The sequence below is a fragment of the Streptomyces sp. NPDC002926 genome, assembly GCF_053591755.1.
In genome coordinates, this window is record NZ_JBSFUK010000005.1 from 300,808 (window position 1) to 316,117 (window position 15,310).

12 protein-coding genes are annotated in these 15,310 nt (G+C 71.1%); 9 read left to right on the plus strand and 3 right to left on the minus strand.

Annotated elements, in window-relative coordinates:
- Positions 1-36: 36 nt before the first annotated feature.
- Positions 37-1,371: a sigma factor-like helix-turn-helix DNA-binding protein gene (locus ACWDZ6_RS12930; protein ID WP_451502863.1), complete on the minus strand. Its 1,335-nt coding sequence runs from the start codon at positions 1,369-1,371 to the stop codon at positions 37-39.
- A 126-nt stretch (positions 1,372-1,497) separates the two neighbouring features.
- Here ACWDZ6_RS12930 and ACWDZ6_RS12935 point away from each other — a divergent pair, with 126 nt between their 5' ends.
- The gene (locus tag ACWDZ6_RS12935) at positions 1,498-3,219 is read left to right on the plus strand and encodes a cell division protein PerM (RefSeq protein ID WP_451502864.1); all 1,722 of its coding nucleotides are present in this window, start codon (positions 1,498-1,500) and stop codon (positions 3,217-3,219) included.
- Between the two features lie 154 nt (positions 3,220-3,373).
- On the opposite strand, the gene ACWDZ6_RS12940 is transcribed toward ACWDZ6_RS12935, so the two are convergent.
- Positions 3,374-4,174 (minus strand): hypothetical protein, encoded by an 801-nt coding sequence (locus tag ACWDZ6_RS12940; protein ID WP_451502865.1) that lies wholly within the window; start codon positions 4,172-4,174, stop codon positions 3,374-3,376.
- 242 nt (positions 4,175-4,416) lie between these two features.
- Between ACWDZ6_RS12940 and purN the strand changes: the two genes are divergently transcribed.
- Positions 4,417-5,052, plus strand: coding sequence for a phosphoribosylglycinamide formyltransferase (gene purN / locus ACWDZ6_RS12945; RefSeq protein ID WP_389174325.1), 636 nt, complete (start codon positions 4,417-4,419; stop codon positions 5,050-5,052).
- The gene (gene purH / locus ACWDZ6_RS12950; protein ID WP_451502866.1) at positions 5,049-6,611 is read left to right on the plus strand and encodes a bifunctional phosphoribosylaminoimidazolecarboxamide formyltransferase/IMP cyclohydrolase; all 1,563 of its coding nucleotides are present in this window, start codon (positions 5,049-5,051) and stop codon (positions 6,609-6,611) included. The genes purN and purH overlap by 4 nt, the downstream gene beginning before the upstream one ends.
- 87 nt (positions 6,612-6,698) lie before the next feature.
- Here the strand turns inward: purH and ACWDZ6_RS12955 are convergent, their stop codons facing one another.
- The gene (locus ACWDZ6_RS12955; RefSeq protein ID WP_326652063.1) at positions 6,699-7,283 is read right to left on the minus strand and encodes a hypothetical protein; all 585 of its coding nucleotides are present in this window, start codon (positions 7,281-7,283) and stop codon (positions 6,699-6,701) included.
- A 278-nt stretch (positions 7,284-7,561) separates the two neighbouring features.
- Here ACWDZ6_RS12955 and ACWDZ6_RS12960 point away from each other — a divergent pair, with 278 nt between their 5' ends.
- The 6 genes from ACWDZ6_RS12960 to ACWDZ6_RS12985 all read left to right on the plus strand — a co-directional run bounded on the left by ACWDZ6_RS12960 (position 7,562) and on the right by ACWDZ6_RS12985 (position 15,298).
- Positions 7,562-8,428 (plus strand): bifunctional methylenetetrahydrofolate dehydrogenase/methenyltetrahydrofolate cyclohydrolase, encoded by an 867-nt coding sequence (locus tag ACWDZ6_RS12960; RefSeq protein ID WP_451502867.1) that lies wholly within the window; start codon positions 7,562-7,564, stop codon positions 8,426-8,428.
- 17 nt (positions 8,429-8,445) lie between these two features.
- Positions 8,446-9,276: a DUF3017 domain-containing protein gene (locus tag ACWDZ6_RS12965; protein WP_451502868.1), complete on the plus strand. Its 831-nt coding sequence runs from the start codon at positions 8,446-8,448 to the stop codon at positions 9,274-9,276.
- A gap of 109 nt (positions 9,277-9,385) precedes the next feature.
- Positions 9,386-10,606 (plus strand): NADP-dependent isocitrate dehydrogenase, encoded by a 1,221-nt coding sequence (locus ACWDZ6_RS12970; RefSeq protein WP_451502869.1) that lies wholly within the window; start codon positions 9,386-9,388, stop codon positions 10,604-10,606.
- 395 nt (positions 10,607-11,001) lie between these two features.
- Complete coding sequence (locus tag ACWDZ6_RS12975; RefSeq protein ID WP_451502870.1) at positions 11,002-12,084, plus strand: XRE family transcriptional regulator; 1,083 nt, start codon at positions 11,002-11,004, stop codon at positions 12,082-12,084.
- Between the two features lie 244 nt (positions 12,085-12,328).
- The gene (locus tag ACWDZ6_RS12980; protein ID WP_451502871.1) at positions 12,329-13,318 is read left to right on the plus strand and encodes a malate dehydrogenase; all 990 of its coding nucleotides are present in this window, start codon (positions 12,329-12,331) and stop codon (positions 13,316-13,318) included.
- A 486-nt stretch (positions 13,319-13,804) separates the two neighbouring features.
- Positions 13,805-15,298, plus strand: coding sequence for an aldehyde dehydrogenase family protein (locus ACWDZ6_RS12985; RefSeq protein ID WP_451502872.1), 1,494 nt, complete (start codon positions 13,805-13,807; stop codon positions 15,296-15,298).
- Positions 15,299-15,310 lie beyond the last annotated feature (12 nt).

A 15,310-nucleotide genomic window follows, 5' to 3' on the forward strand; every position in this document is an offset into this window, starting at 1 on the left:
CGGGCCCACTCGCGTACCTGCGGCTTTCGGGTCTGGCTATCGGGTCTGGGGTGCGAGTCGCCCGGGACCGTTCGCGAGCGCGGAGCGGAGCTTCTTGCGCAGCTCCGTGTCCAGGTGGGACAGCGGCTGCGGTCCGCCGCGCCCCGGTACGCCGTCGACCTGCCGGCCGGGAGCGATCGGCGGCTCGTACCGCGTCGGCGCGGTGGCCAGGGTGAAAGCCGTGGCGCTCACGATCAGCGTGGTCACGGCGATGGCCGCCCGCGTCCAGAACCGGGCCCGGCGCTCACTGCCCGTCCGCACGGTATCGGCGGGAGCCATCTGCGGCACCAGCCCTTCGCGGGCGAGATCGGTGAGCCGCTCGTGAAGCACCGACCCCTTGCTGAGCTCCGGGAGCAGCTCGGCGATGGCCGCCCGTGCGTGAAGCACCCGGCTCGCCGTGGCCGGGGTGCTGGCCTCGGTCTCGGCCGCGGTTTCCGGCAGGCCGAGGCCCAGTCCGTCGTAGAGCAGCAGCGTGCGGCGGTACGGCGGCGGCAGCTCCAGCAGCGCGTCGAGCAGGGCGCGACGGCCCGGCTCGGTGGGCGGCCGGCAGTCGGGTCGGCTGTGGGTGCGCAGGAGCCGGTGCCAGGGGGACATGGCGTACTCGTACGCGACGGCCCGCACCCAGCCCGCGGGGTCCCCGTCGCACGCGACCTCGGGCCAGTGCTGCCAGGCGAGGTGGAACGCGCGCTCGACCGACTCGTGGGAGAGCCTGCGCCGACCGGTGAGCAGGTAGGTCTGGCGTACGAGAGCGGGGGCGACGTACGAGTACAGCGCGTCGAATGCCTCGGCGGGGGTGAGCTCGACGCGCGGCGGTGGCGGTGGCAGCGGCGGGTCCTGCTTCGGGGCGTCGCCGGCGGCGGGTGCCGAGGTGAGGGTGGTGCCGGCTCCGCCGCCGTCCGGGGCCGGGGCCGGTTCCCAGGACAGGGCTTCGGCGGTGAGCTCCGGTACCGGGACATGCGTCTCGGGGCGGGTCGGCAGGACCGGCTGCGGCTCGGCCGCCCGATGGCCGACGGGCACCGGCCGGGCGTTGGCACCGGTCCGCTCGGTGAGGTCCGGGGCCTGATAGACGGGTTGGGTCCCGGGGACCGCGGTCGTGGCGGACCACTCCCCGGGCTCTGCGCCAGGGGCTGCCAGCAGCTCTGCGTACACCTCGCGCCTGCGCCCCCGCGGGCTCGTGCGACCGGCCTCCCAGGACCTGATCGTCGCGCTTGTCACGCCGACGGCCAAGGCGACCTGCTCCTCGCTCAGTGACTTCGCCTCGCGCAGCGTGCGCCGTTCCTCGGGGGCGGGCAGTGGGGCGGCGGAAGTGGAACGTGGGGTGCGCTCAGTCATCAGGGGCTCTCCGCAGTGCTGCACTCGGCGGAAAAAGTACATAAACGTATATTGAGCGACACAGCGGCTATTCGCCTGTTACGCGGTTGGAGCGCGTGTCGTTGGCAGCATGGCCGCGTGACCCCGATGACCGATCACAGACCGTCGCTGCCGCAGACCCCCGCTGCCGTGCAAGGCGGCCGGCTGGAAGCGCTCGCCGCGTCCTTCGTGCGCGGCGCGACCGCGGCGGGGCTCGGGCTCGGCGCGCTCGCCGTTCTCGTGATGGTGCTGTGGGTCAGCTCCCCGTACCCGGACAGCGGTCCGGCCGGGGCGCTGCATGTCGCGGCCGGGCTGTGGCTGCTGGCACATGGCACTGAGCTCGTACGGTCCGGCACGCTGTCCGGGAGCCCGGCGCCGGTGGGTGTGGTGCCGCTGTTCCTGGTCGCGCTGCCGGTCTGGCTCACGCACCGGGCGGCGCGGGACGCGCTCGAGCAGGACAGGGGACGGCCGCGACCGTCCGCTCGGGGTGCGCTGTGCGCGGTGACCGCGGGATATCTGCTGGTCGGCGCGGGGGCGGTGCTGTACGCGGCGGGCGGTCCGCTGTCGGCCGACCCGCTGAGCGCGCTGTTCCATCTGCCTGTGGTGACCGTGCTGTCGGCGGTGGCCGGCGTGTGGACGGCGAGAGGCCGGCCGCTCCGGCCGCTGCCGGCCGGGCTGCCGGAACGGGTACGGCTCGAGCTCGCCCGCCCCCGGGCGGCCGTCGCGCTGCGGTCCGCGGCGGCCGGATCGCTGACCTTGCTTGGCGGAGGCGCGCTGCTGGTCGCGGCGTCGCTGGTGTGGCACGCGGACGCCACGCAGGACTCGTTCATGCACCTCGCGGAGGAGTGGTCGGGCCGACTGGCGGTGCTGCTGCTGGGGCTGGCGCTGGTCCCGAACGCGGCGGTCTGGGGCGCGGCGTACGGCCTCGGTCCCGGTTTCGCGCTCGGTACGGGCGCGACGGCGATGCCACTGGCGCTGGCCGGGGATCCCGCGCTGCCGTACTTCCCGCTGCTCGCCGCGGTCCCGTCGAAGGGGCCTGGCACGCCGCTGAACTGGGCGGCGGTGGTGGTGCCGGTCGCCGCGGGGGCGGTCATCGCATGGTTCACGGGGCGGGCGGCGGCGCTGCGGTACGCGGAACGGGAGGAGGTGTGGGGCTGCCGCGAGACCGCGCTGACGGCGCTGCTCGGGGCGACTGGATGCGCGGCCTGCACGGCGATCCTGACGGCGGCGTCGGGCGGCCCGATGGGTACGCGGGCACTGGTGGAGTTCGGCCCGGTGTGGTGGCTGACGGGCCCGGCGGCGCTGCTCTGGTCGGCGGGGATCGGGGTGCCGGTGGCACTGGGGCTGCGGGCGTGGCGGTTGCGGGGGCGACGGGGCGAGGCGGATGCGCCGGTTTCGGTTCCCGCTCCGGCTTCGGCCTCGGCTTCGGCTTGGGTTCCGGTCGCGGTTCCGGTTCCGGCGGAGGCGGTGCCTGCCGCGGATGCCGCCGAGCCGACGGAGCCCGAGGACCCGGCCTTGGAGGCGTACGACGTACTGCCGACGGGTTCGTGGAGTGAGAGGGGCGGCGAGCGGGAGGCACGGCGGGCGGCGCTGAAGGAGGCGTCTGGGGGTCTGCTGGCGGAGTTCCCGCCGATGCGGATGCCGGAGCCGCCGACCGCACCGGGGGATGCGCCACCGGCCGCAACAGAGAAGCCGGAGGAGCCGGAGCGGGGCGCATCGGAACAGCCGAAGCAGCCCGAGAAGCCGGAGCAGCCGGAGCAGCCGGAGCAGCCGGAGCAGTTGGGCGCAACGGAGAAGCCGGGGGAACCGGAGAAGCCCGGGGAGCCTTAGCACGGTGTCCCCAGTGCACCTTCCGGAGGCCGGCCGGGGGCAGGAGTGCCCGGCCGCGGGGGCATTGGCGCCGCAGCGCGACAAGTGGGGCACGCGCGCGGCCCCCACCCCCTCCAGGGGGCAGGGGCCAAAGAAACCGCGCGGTCGGCGGCCGTTACTCCTGGATGCCGATCACTCCGCGGAGCGGGTCCGGAAGCAGATCGTTGCAGGCCAGTTGGCCCGATTTGGTCAGCGCGTCGTTCACGCAGGTGTAGTAGTCGCGGTAGACCAGCTGTGCCGTGAACGACGCCGCCACGATCACCAGCGCGATGCTCGCCATCACCAGACCGCTCACCGCCGCAGTGATCTGCGGTTTGCCCGGATTCGCGGATGGCGCCGGGGCCGACGGTCCGGGAGATGTCATGGCGTCCGGCGCGCGGCGCTGGGGCTTGGCGCGCAGGGAGCTGATGCTCCAGTACAGCGCCAGCGCGCCCAGCAGCAGCGCGATCTCCGGGAGGTCGAACAGCGCGAAGAAGAACGCCCACATGCCGGAGAGCAGGGCATAGCGCGCGCGGCGCTGGGCCGGGTCCGTCGGGTCCCACTTCAGTCCGCCGGGGGAGCCGCCGCCGTCAGGGCCCTGCTGGCCGCCGCCCGGGCCGTTCTGGCTGTTCTGCCCGTTCTGGCCGCTCGGGCGGCCGCCGAAGCCGCCGCCCGAAGAGCGGCCGGGCTGGCGGCTGCTCCACCGGCTGCCCCAGCCGGACCGGTCGGAATCGTCGCCACGGTCGTCCGGGGAATCGGAGGAAGACGAGGAGGAATCGTCGGACGAGCCGTCGGACGAGCCGTCGTTCGCCGGCCGCCGCGGCTGCCAGGGCTGGTCCGGCCTGCCCTCCGGCGGCGGCGCGAAGGGATTGTTGTCATCCGTGGACTGGCGCTCCCGCGGCAACAGGAGGTCCTTACGGCGGCGTCGGTCCGGCATCTGGTGAATGTCTTCCCCTCAGACCCAGCGCACATGGGGTCTTTGTGTCGTCTTCCCCGTCGAGGGACGGGGCCTGTCCCCTGACGCTACCTCCCGGCCACGCCCCCGTCCCGTGGGGGCCGTTCTGTGTGCCGGTATCGTTGCTGACGGTCGGCCCCTTCGTAGAGTTCCCCGTATCCGGGAGCGCGATTCGTTCGTACGACCACACAAAGACGTACAGCAACGCGAGAAAGAGACCCGCCGTGGCCTCCCCGCCCCCCTCCGCCCGACCGGCCCGCCTCGTGGTCCTGGTCTCCGGCTCCGGAACGAATCTCCAGGCCCTGCTCGACGCGATCGCCGACGACCCGCAGGGCTTCGGCGCCCGCATCGTCGCCGTCGGTGCCGACCGGGACGGGATCGCCGGCCTGGAGCGCGCCGAGCGCGCCGGGCTGCCGACCTTTGTGTGCCGGGTCAAGGACTACGGGACGCGGGACGCGTGGGACACCGCACTCACCGAGGCAACCGCGGCGTACGAACCGGATCTCGTCATCTCGGCCGGCTTCATGAAGATCGTGGGGAAGGAATTCCTCGCCCGCTTCGGTGGCCGCTGTGTCAATACGCATCCCGCCCTGCTGCCCAGCTTTCCCGGAGCCCACGGAGTGCGCGACGCGCTCGCGTACGGCTCGAAGGTCACCGGGTGCACCGTCCACTTCGTCGACGACGGCGTCGACACCGGCCCGATCATCGCGCAGGGCGTGGTCGAGGTGCGGGACGAGGACGATGAAGCCGCTCTCCATGAGCGGATCAAGGAAATCGAGCGACGGCTGCTCGTCGAGGTCGTGGGGCGTCTGGCCCGTAACGGCTACCGCATTGAGGGACGAAAGGTAGTTTTCCCGTGACTGTTGAGGCTGCGAAGCGGGCCATCCGGCGAGCGCTGGTCAGTGTTTATGACAAGACGGGTCTGGAGGAGCTCGCCCGTGGGCTGCACGAGGCGGGTGTGGAGCTGGTCTCCACCGGCTCGACCGCCGCGAAGATCGCCGCGGCCGGAGTGCCGGTCACCAAGGTCGAGGAGCTCACCGGCTTCCCCGAGTGCCTGGACGGCCGGGTCAAGACCCTGCACCCGCGCGTGCACGCCGGGATCCTCGCCGACCTGCGGCTCGAGTCGCACCGCGAACAGCTTGCCGAGCTCGGCGTGGAGCCCTTCGACCTCGTGGTCGTCAACCTCTACCCGTTCCGGGAGACCGTCGCCTCGGGCGCCTCTCCCGACGAGTGCGTCGAGCAGATCGACATCGGCGGCCCGTCGATGGTCCGCGCCGCCGCCAAGAACCACCCCTCCGTCGCGGTCGTCACCAGCCCCGCTCGGTACGCGGATGTCCTCGACGCGGTCAAGGAGGGCGGCTTCGACCTGACCGCCCGCAAGCGGCTCGCCGCCGAGGCCTTCCAGCACACCGCCGCGTACGACGTGGCCGTCGCCTCCTGGTTCGCCTCCTCCTACGCGCCCGCCGACGATTCGGTTCTCCCCGACTTCCTGGGCGCGACCTTCGAGCGTACGAACGTGCTTCGCTACGGCGAGAACCCGCACCAGGCCGCGGCGCTGTACTCCAACGGCAATGGGGGCCTCGCCGACGCGGAGCAGCTGCACGGCAAGGAGATGTCGTACAACAACTACGTCGACACGGAGGCGGCCCGGCGCGCGGCGCACGACCACGACGAGCCCTGTGTCGCGATCATCAAGCACGCCAACCCGTGCGGCATCGCGGTCGGCGCGGATGTCGCCGAAGCGCACCGCAAGGCGCACGCCTGCGACCCGCTGTCGGCGTTCGGCGGGGTCATCGCCGTCAACCGGCCGGTCACCGTAGCGCTTGCCGAGCAGGTCGCCGAGATCTTCACCGAGGTCATCGTCGCTCCGGCGTACGAGGACGGCGCCGTCGAGGTGCTGGCCCGCAAGAAGAACATTCGTGTGCTGCGTTGCACGGGATCCCCGGCGGCCCCCGTCGAACTCCGGCCCATCGAGGGCGGCGCGCTGCTGCAGATCAAGGACCGCCTGCAGGCGGACGGCGACGACCCGGCGAACTGGACGCTGGCGACGGGTGAGGCACTGTCGGCGGACGAGCTGGCCGAGCTCTCCTTCGCGTGGAGGGCCTGCCGCGCCGTCAAGTCCAACGCGATCCTGCTGGCCAAGGACCGCGCGTCGGTCGGTGTCGGCATGGGCCAGGTCAACCGCGTCGACTCCGCGAAGCTCGCGGTGGAACGGGCCGGCGCCGAGCGCGCGGAGGGTTCGTACGCCGCGTCCGACGCGTTCTTCCCGTTCCCGGACGGCCTGGAGATCCTGACCGCCGCGGGCATCAAGGCGGTGGTGCAGCCGGGCGGTTCGGTCCGTGACGAGCAGGTCGTCGAGGCCGCGAAGAAGGCCGGAGTGACGATGTACTTCACGGGGACGCGGCACTTCTTCCACTGAGCAGCCACGTCCACTGTGCAGCCGACGTAAAAGGCCGCGTCCCGAAGTGGGGACGCGGCCTTTGCCGTACAGCTCTCAGCCGGTGGCTCAGGCGCGCTGACGGGTGAACCAGGCGCTGCCATCGGACTTGCCGACGAAGACGGCGATCAGGATGGCGAGGACGGTGTGCACCAGCCCGACGAGGACGAACGGGTAGATGCCCAGGATCGCCGTGATGACGCCGAAGACCAGTGCGGTGATACGGATGCCGTTGCCGCCACTGCTGAACTTGACGCCGAGCACGATCGCGAGGATTCCCCAGGCCAGGATGAGGAAGGCGATGGCCCACACCGCACCGACCGACATGTCGGCGATCTGCTGGAACTGGACGTCGTCCCGCAGCGCGGGGTCGTCCTTGGCCTTGTTGAGGCCGACGGCGCCCATCGCCGCGAAGATCGCGCCGATCACCTGGAAGCCGGCGATGATGAAGAGCATCACGCGGGCCGCCTTCACGCCGCCCGGCATCTCCGTCGGACCGGCCGCGAAGCCGCCGGCGCCGTACGGCTGGACCGGCGGTGCCTGGGGGTAGCCGTAACCGGGCTGGCCCTGAGGCTGCTGACCCTGGGGATAGCCGTAACCCGGCTGACCGCCCTGCTGCTGGCCGTAGGGGTTGTTCGGGTCGCCGAAGCTCATTACGGGATTCCTCCGTTGGAAAGTGCGGGGACGATGCGGTCCGAGCGGAGGAACGTAACGAAATATGCGGTTTGCCCCCCAACACTGCCGCGGTACTGCGCGGCACATCGTGGTCTTAACATCGACTTTTTGTCCAGTCGGTATTCGTATGTGTTGTGCAAGTGCAACCTCCCGGTCGCGTCGGCCGGGGGTGGGGCGGCGGTGTGACGCGGGCCGCAGCGGCGGAGCGATCAGGACCGAATTGGAACAGTGGCGGGTCCATCCGCGAGGATGGGTCCATGACCGCCCAGATTCTCGATGGCAAGGCCACCGCAGCCGCGATCAAGTCCGACCTGACCGCCCGCGTGGCGGCGCTCAAGGAGAGGGGCATCACCCCCGGTCTCGGGACCCTGCTTGTCGGGGACGACCCGGGCAGCCGCTGGTACGTCAACGGCAAGCACCGTGACTGCGCGCAGGTCGGCATCGCCTCGATCCAGCGCGAACTGCCCGACACCGCCACGCAGGAAGAGATCGAGGCGGTCGTCCGGGAACTCAACGACAACCCCGAGTGCACGGGCTACATCGTCCAGCTGCCGCTTCCCAAGGGCATCGACGCCAACCGCGTCCTGGAGCTGATGGACCCGGCCAAGGACGCGGACGGGCTGCACCCGATGAGCCTCGGCAAGCTGGTGCTCGGTGTGGAGGGCCCGCTGCCCTGCACTCCGTACGGCATCGTCCAGCTGCTCCGGCATCACGGCGTCGAGATCAACGGCGCGAATGTGGTGGTCGTGGGCCGCGGGATCACCATCGGGCGGCCGATGCCGCTGGTGCTGACCCGTAAGTCCGAGAACGCGACGGTGACGCAGTGCCACACCGGTACGCGCGATCTGTCCGCGCATCTGCGGCAGGCGGACATCATCGTGGCCGCGGCCGGTGTCCCGCACCTGGTCAAGCCGGAAGACGTCAAGGCGGGCGCGGCGGTACTCGACGTCGGTGTCAGCCGCGACGAGAACGGCAAGATCGTCGGGGATGTCCACCCGGGCGTCGCCGAGGTGGCCGGCTGGGTCGCCCCGAACCCGGGCGGCGTCGGCCCGATGACCCGCGCGCAGCTGCTGGTCAACGTTGTCGAGGCGGCGGAGCGCGCCGCGGTCGCCGTCGCGGGCTGACCGGGAAGGCTGAGCCCATGGGTGTACGCACGAACGACGGAGCCGACGCGGCGGAGCCGTGGGGCGCCGGCGCGAACCCGAACGGGACAGGGATGCGTGGGGACGAGGTGGATACGGCGGCCGCCCGCAGGAGGGCGTCCTCCGCAGAGGCCGGGACGTCCCGGCCGGACGCCGACGGCGCCGGCCCACAGCCGGCCGCGGACACTGCCGCAGCGGACAGCGGACCCCGTCCGGACATCGAGGCCGCCTCCCCGAAGCCGGAGGCCCCGGACGCCGCTGCCGCCGTCGTGATCGCCAATGCCGTCCACCCCCGCCATGCCGGCCCGGACGCCACCGGCCCGGACACGAGCGGCCCGGACGCCACCGGCCCGGACGCCACCGACACGGACGCCGACGCCGCGTCCGTGACAGGGGCCGCCGATCAGGGGGTCCGCCCCGACACCGGCAAGAAGCCCTCCCGCCGGCCCCCCTCCCTCACCCGCGACACCGCCCGGCCCGAGGGTGGCGGCCGGGCAGCGCCCGGGGACGCTTCCGCGCCCGCCCGGCAGTGGCCCCTGCTCACCGTCCTGGCCCTCGCCGGTATCGGCCTGGTGATCGTCGGCAGCGACACCTTCGCCGACGCCTTCCGGGTGGGGACCATCCTGATCGGCGTGGCGCTGATCACCGGTGCCGTGATGCGCCGCACGCTGCCCTCCGTCGGCATGCTCGCGGTGCGGTCGCGCTTCACGGACATGGTCACGTACGGACTGCTCGGCACCCTGATCGTGCTGCTCGCGCTCGTGGCCCAGCCGAAGCCGTGGCTCGACGTCCCGTTCCTCGAGGACGCTGTCCACTTCACCGTCCGTTAGTCGCGACGTTCGAGTATCTTGATGACGAGATAAATCGGCGGGGCCCCGGACGCGACATCGCGGGCATCGCCGACCCCAGCCGACGCGCGTGAGAGGGACGTTCCACCTCATGGCCAAGATCAAGGTAGCCAACCCCGTCGTCGAGCTCGACGGCGACGAGATGACCCGCATCATCTGGTCCTTCATCAAGGACAAGCTGATCCTGCCGTACCTCGATGTCGAGCTGAAGTACTTCGACCTGGGCATCGAGCGCCGCGACGCCACCAACGACCAGGTGACCGTCGACGCCGCCAACGCCATCGAGAAGTACGGCGTCGGCGTCAAGTGCGCCACGATCACGCCGGACGAGCAGCGGGTCGAGGAGTTCAACCTCAAGGCGATGTACCGCTCGCCGAACGGCACCATCCGCAACATCCTCGGCGGCGTCATCTTCCGTGAGCCGATCATCATGGAGAACGTGCCGCGGCTCGTTCCTGGCTGGACCAAGCCGATCGTCGTCGGCCGTCACGCCTTCGGCGACCAGTACCGCGCCACCGACCTGAAGGTTCCGGGCCCGGGCACCCTCACCATGACGTTCACTCCGAAGGACGGCTCCGAGCCGATCGAGCTGGAGGTCCACGAGTTCCCGGGCTCCGGTGTCGCCCTCGCCATGTACAACCACGACGATTCGATCCGCGACTTCGCGCGCGCCTCGTTCCGGTACGGCCTGGCCCGTGAGTACCCGGTCTACATGTCCACGAAGAACACGATCCTCAAGAAGTACGACGGTCGCTTCAAGGACATCTTCCAGGAGATCTTCGACGCCGAGTTCAAGGCCGAGTTCGACGCCAAGGGCCTCACCTACGAGCACCGCCTGATCGACGACATGGTCGCCGCGGCGCTCAAGTGGGAGGGCGGCTATGTCTGGGCCTGCAAGAACTACGACGGCGACGTCCAGTCCGACATCGTCGCGCAGGGCTTCGGCTCGCTCGGCCTGATGACCTCGGTTCTGATGTCGCCCGACGGCAGGACCATCGAGGCCGAGGCCGCGCACGGCACGGTCACCCGGCACTACCGCCAGCACCAGCAGGGCAGGGCGACCTCGACCAACCCGATCGCCTCGATCTTCGCCTGGACCCGTGGTCTCGCCCACCGCGGCAAGCTGGACGGCACCCCCGAGGTCACCAGGTTCGCCGAGACGCTCGAGCAGGTCTGCGTCGACACGGTCGAGAGCGGCCAGATGACCAAGGACCTGGCGCTGCTCATCTCCAAGGACACCCCGTGGCTGACGACGGAGCAGTTCCTGGACGCTCTCGACGCCAACCTGCGGAAGAGGATGACGTCCGTCTGAGCCCTCAGAGCCGGCCGGGTTCCGGGCAACCGGCACCGAACACCGACGGCGCCCGTCCTCTCCCCCGAGGGAGGACGGGCGCCGTCGTGTTTCAAGAGTCATGGACGCGCCAACCGCGTTCAAGGGACGCCTGGCGCCTGTGGCATGGAAGTGACCATTCCGCCACGGTGCGATCGTTGGGCTACGGATGCGAGACTGAAGCGGCATCCGGGGCGGGGCGTGCAAGGGGGCGCGGCTACCGCAACGAATGCTCCCGTGCACACCAAAAACAGGAACTGACATCCTGGCTCTGCGCATCCCATTGGGTAGTCCGGAACACGGACGCCCGAAGGGCACGGCGGGGGCCGGGACAGCGCGGGGCACATCAGGCACGATCGGGGGACAAGGGGGAGGCAATGCCTCGTTGGAAGGCACTACCGGAGGAGCTGGACCCGCAGGTCCGGGAGTTCACCAGCCAGCTCCGTCGGCTCGTCGACCGCAGCGGGCTGAACCTTGCCGCGGTCGCGGACCGAACCGGGTACAGCAAGACGTCGTGGGAGCGGTATCTGAACGGCCGACTGCTCGCGCCCAAGGGGGCGATCGTCGCGCTGGCGGAGGTGACCGGTACGAACACGGTCCATCTGACCACGATGTGGGAGCTGGCGGAGCGTGCCTGGAGCCGCTCCGAGATGCGCCACGACATGACCATGGAAGCGATACGGATCTCCCAGGCGCGGGCTGCGCTCGGGGAGTTCGGCCCGGCCCCGGCGGGCACCGCGAACGGCCGCTCGGGCGGCCGGACGGCGGCGCCCGCGGATCCGGCCGGCCCGGAGGCCGGGGCGTTCGGGACCGATGAGCAGCGCCGTCCGCGGGTACCGGTGCAGCCCGGCCCCGACCATCACGGCTCGCCCGGCCACCAGGAGTCGACCGGCCACCAGGGCCCGCCGATGTCACCGCCGAGCGCACCTTCCGGCCCCACCGCATCCCCCGGCCAGGGGCGCGGAAAGCGCAGGGTGACCATGTTCCTGGCCGGCGTGGTCGGCGCGCTGCTGGTGATAGCCGCGGCCGTGCTCCTGACCGACCTCGGCGGCGCCGGCGACGGCAAGAGCGCGGCCAAGACGCCGTCCGCCACGCCGACAACCAGCAGCCCGCCGCTCCCGGCCGGTGTGAAGTGCAGCGGCGATGACTGCACGGGCCAGGACCCGGAGGCCATGGGCTGCGGTGGACAGTTCGCCAAGACCGTCTCCAGCGCGACCGTCGGCAAGGCCCTGGTCGAGGTCCGGTACAGCAAGACCTGCCAGGCGGCCTGGGCCCGCATCACTCAGGCGGCCCCCGGCGACACGGTGCAGATAACCGTGGGCGGCAAAGGCGCGCAGAACGGCCTGGTGAACGCGGACAAGGACGCCTACACGCCCATGACCGCGGCGGCGGCGCCGGCCGATGTGAAGGCGTGCGCGACGCTGAAGACGGGGACGACGGGCTGCACCGGGCAGCAGTGAGCGCGCGGGGGTGAGCCGCGCGGGACTGCAGCGACTGCGGGCGCTTCAGCGGCGCCTGAGCCTGCGTGTGAGCGGCTGTGAGCCGTGCGTGAGCGGCGCCACAAGGGGGCGGGGTATGGCGGGGTCGCGGGTCGGATAGCCTGACGCTGGATGTCTCTTCACGTCAAGATTCAGAAGACGGGCGAAGGGGTGTCCAGCACCAGGGGCAGGGACCCCCACCGCCAGCTGTCTTACGGAGATCGCCATGACCCGCACTCCCGTGAATGTCACCGTGACCGGCGCGGCCGGCCAGATCGGCTACGCGCTGCTCTTCCGCATCGCCTCCGGCCACCTGCTCGGCGCGGATGTGCCGGTCGCGCTTCGGCTCCTCGAGATCCCGCAGGGCCTGAAGGCCGCCGAGGGCACCGCGATGGAGCTCGAGGACTGCGCCTTCCCGCTGCTGAGCGGCATCGAGATCACGGACGACCCGAACGTCGCCTTCGACGGAGCCAACGTGGCCCTGTTGGTCGGCGCCCGTCCGCGTACGAAGGGCATGGAGCGCGGCGACCTCCTCTCCGCCAACGGCGGCATCTTCAAGCCGCAGGGCAAGGCCATCAACGACAACGCCGCGGACGACATCAAGGTCCTCGTCGTCGGAAACCCGGCCAACACCAACGCGCTCATCGCGCAGGCCGCGGCCCCGGACGTACCGGCCGAGCGCTTCACCGCGATGACCCGCCTCGACCACAACCGCGCGATCTCCCAGCTCGCGAAGAAGACCGGCGCCCCGGTCTCCGAGATCCGCCGCCTCACCATCTGGGGCAACCACTCCGCGACCCAGTACCCGGACATCTTCCACGCCGAGGTGGCGGGCAAGAACGCCGCCGAGGTCGTGAACGACGAGCAGTGGCTCGCCGACACCTTCATCCCGACCGTCGCCAAGCGCGGCGCCGCGATCATCGAGGCCCGTGGCGCGTCCTCGGCCGCCTCGGCCGCGAACGCCGCGATCGACCACGTCCACACCTGGGTCAACGGCACCGCGGAGGGCAACTGGACCTCCATGGGCATCCCGTCGGACGGCTCGTACGGCGTCCCGGAGGGCCTGATCTCGTCGTTCCCGGTCACCACGAAGGACGGCAGGTACGAGATCGTCCAGGGCCTGGAGATCAATGACTTCTCGCGTGCGCGCATCGACGCGTCGGTGAAGGAGCTGGAGGAGGAGCGCGCGGCGGTCCGCGAGCTCGGCCTCATCTGATCCGTACGCCTCACGTACGTACCCGACGCCCCCGGCAGCCGACTGGCCGCCGGGGGCGTTTGTTCTGTCGGTGGAACTCACCCGGGGGCCGGGGGCCCACTTCCGGGCCCGGGGCGTCCAGGTGGCCATGGGCGGCCCGCATGTGACGTAGCTCTCCCCCCGGAGGCGGCGCGGACGCGCTGATCCGCAGTCGCCGGGTGGCACGAGCGATGCCGATGCCGGAGCGGACACCGGCGGCGTCCAGAAAGCCGGGCCGACCGCCCTCCGGAGGAGTCGCGGCCGTCGAACCGACCGCCCTCCGGGGGAGTCGCGGCCGACGGGCTCACCGCATTATTCAAGGCCGGAGTACACCTGCCCCGCCGCGGCAAAGTGATACGGGCAACTTTGAGACATCCATGCGCATGCTTTCCGATCCCCTGGGCAGGCGACCCGTCCGCCGGCTATCACCGGCGTGAAACATTTCGGGAACGGAAGGCGAAACGCGACGTGTCGGCACAACAGACCATCCACGTGGGCGGAGAGTGGCGCGCAGCCGCATCCGGCGCCACGCGCGAGATACTCGACCCCGCTGACGCGACCGTCTTCGCCGTCGTGGCGGAGGGCGGGACCGAGGACACCGACGCCGCGATCGCCGCCGCGCGTACCGCATTCGACCAGGGCGAGTGGCCGCACACCCCCGTCGCCGAGCGTGCCGCGCTGCTGCGGCGCGTCGCCGAGTTGCTCCAGCGCGACCGTGAAGAGATCGGTCTGCTGGAGAGCCGGGACGCCGGAAAGACCCTCGAGGAAGGCCGCGTCGACGTCGACTGCGTGAGCGACGCCTTCCGTTACTTCGCCGACCTCGTCATGAACGAGAGCGGCGGACGGGTCGTCGACGCGGGATCCGAGGAGATACACAGTGTGGTGGTGTATGAGCCGGTCGGGGTCTGTGCGCTGATCACGCCGTGGAACTACCCACTCCTGCAAGCGAGTTGGAAGATTGCCCCGGCGCTGGCCGCGGGCAACACTTTTGTGGTCAAACCCAGCGAGATCACCCCGCTGACCACCGTCGCGCTCATCGAGCTGCTCGTCGAGGCCGGACTGCCTGCCGGGGTGGCGAACATCGTCACCGGCGCGGGCGACCCCGTCGGTGCCAGGCTGGCCGAGCACCCCGATGTGGATCTGGTGTCCTTCACCGGCGGACTGTCCAGCGGTACCAAGGTGATGCGCGCCGCAGCCGACAGCGTCAAGAAGGTCGCCCTCGAACTCGGCGGCAAGAACCCCAATCTCGTCTTCGCCGATGCGTGCGGGACGGAAGAGGGCTTCGACACTGCCGTCGATCAGGCGCTCAATGCGGCTTTCATCCACAGCGGGCAGGTCTGTTCCGCCGGGTCGCGGCTCATCATCGAGGAGTCGCTGCGCGAGCGCTTCGTCGGCGAACTGGCCCGCCGCGCCGAGAAGATCCGCCTCGGACGCGGCACCGAGACGGGCGTGGAGTGCGGGCCCCTCGTCTCGCGGCAGCAGCTCGCCAAGACCGAGGACTACGTCGCCTCCGCCCTTGCGGAGGGCGCGGTGCTGCGGGCCGGTGGAGCAAGGCCGGAGGGCGAGGGGTACGAGGGGTACTTCTACCGGCCCACCGTCCTCGACCAGTGCCACCGCGAAATGCGCGTCGTACGCGAAGAAGTCTTCGGGCCCGTCCTGACCGTCGAGACCTTCCGTACGGAGGAGGAGGGCGTCGCCCTCGCCAACGACACCGAGTACGGGCTCGCAGGCGCCGTATGGACCTCCGACCCGGGCCGGGCGCGGCGCGTCGCCGGGCGGCTGCGGCACGGGACCGTCTGGATCAACGACTTCCACCCGTACCTGCCGCAGGCCGAGTGGGGCGGATTCGGGAAGAGCGGCATCGGCCGGGAGCTGGGGCCCGCCGGGCTCGCCGAATACCGCGAGGCCAAGCACATCTACCAGAACCTGGCCCCGCGCCCCGTGCGCTGGTTCGCGGGCTGAGCAGGGGTACGC

What these genes read in the sequence shown, in the direction of transcription:
- ACWDZ6_RS12930 (WP_451502863.1), bottom strand. Translation starts at nt 1,371, where the DNA reads ATGACTGAGCGCACCCCACGTTCCACTTCCGCCGCCCCACTGCCCGCC.
- ACWDZ6_RS12935 (WP_451502864.1), top strand. Translation starts at nt 1,498, where the DNA reads ATGACCGATCACAGACCGTCGCTGCCGCAGACCCCCGCTGCCGTGCAA.
- ACWDZ6_RS12940 (WP_451502865.1), bottom strand. Translation starts at nt 4,174, where the DNA reads ATGCCGGACCGACGCCGCCGTAAGGACCTCCTGTTGCCGCGGGAGCGC.
- ACWDZ6_RS12955 (WP_326652063.1), bottom strand. Translation starts at nt 7,283, where the DNA reads ATGAGCTTCGGCGACCCGAACAACCCCTACGGCCAGCAGCAGGGCGGT.
- ACWDZ6_RS12960 (WP_451502867.1), top strand. Translation starts at nt 7,562, where the DNA reads ATGACCGCCCAGATTCTCGATGGCAAGGCCACCGCAGCCGCGATCAAG.
- ACWDZ6_RS12965 (WP_451502868.1), top strand. Translation starts at nt 8,446, where the DNA reads ATGGGTGTACGCACGAACGACGGAGCCGACGCGGCGGAGCCGTGGGGC.
- ACWDZ6_RS12970 (WP_451502869.1), top strand. Translation starts at nt 9,386, where the DNA reads ATGGCCAAGATCAAGGTAGCCAACCCCGTCGTCGAGCTCGACGGCGAC.
- ACWDZ6_RS12975 (WP_451502870.1), top strand. Translation starts at nt 11,002, where the DNA reads ATGCCTCGTTGGAAGGCACTACCGGAGGAGCTGGACCCGCAGGTCCGG.
- ACWDZ6_RS12980 (WP_451502871.1), top strand. Translation starts at nt 12,329, where the DNA reads ATGACCCGCACTCCCGTGAATGTCACCGTGACCGGCGCGGCCGGCCAG.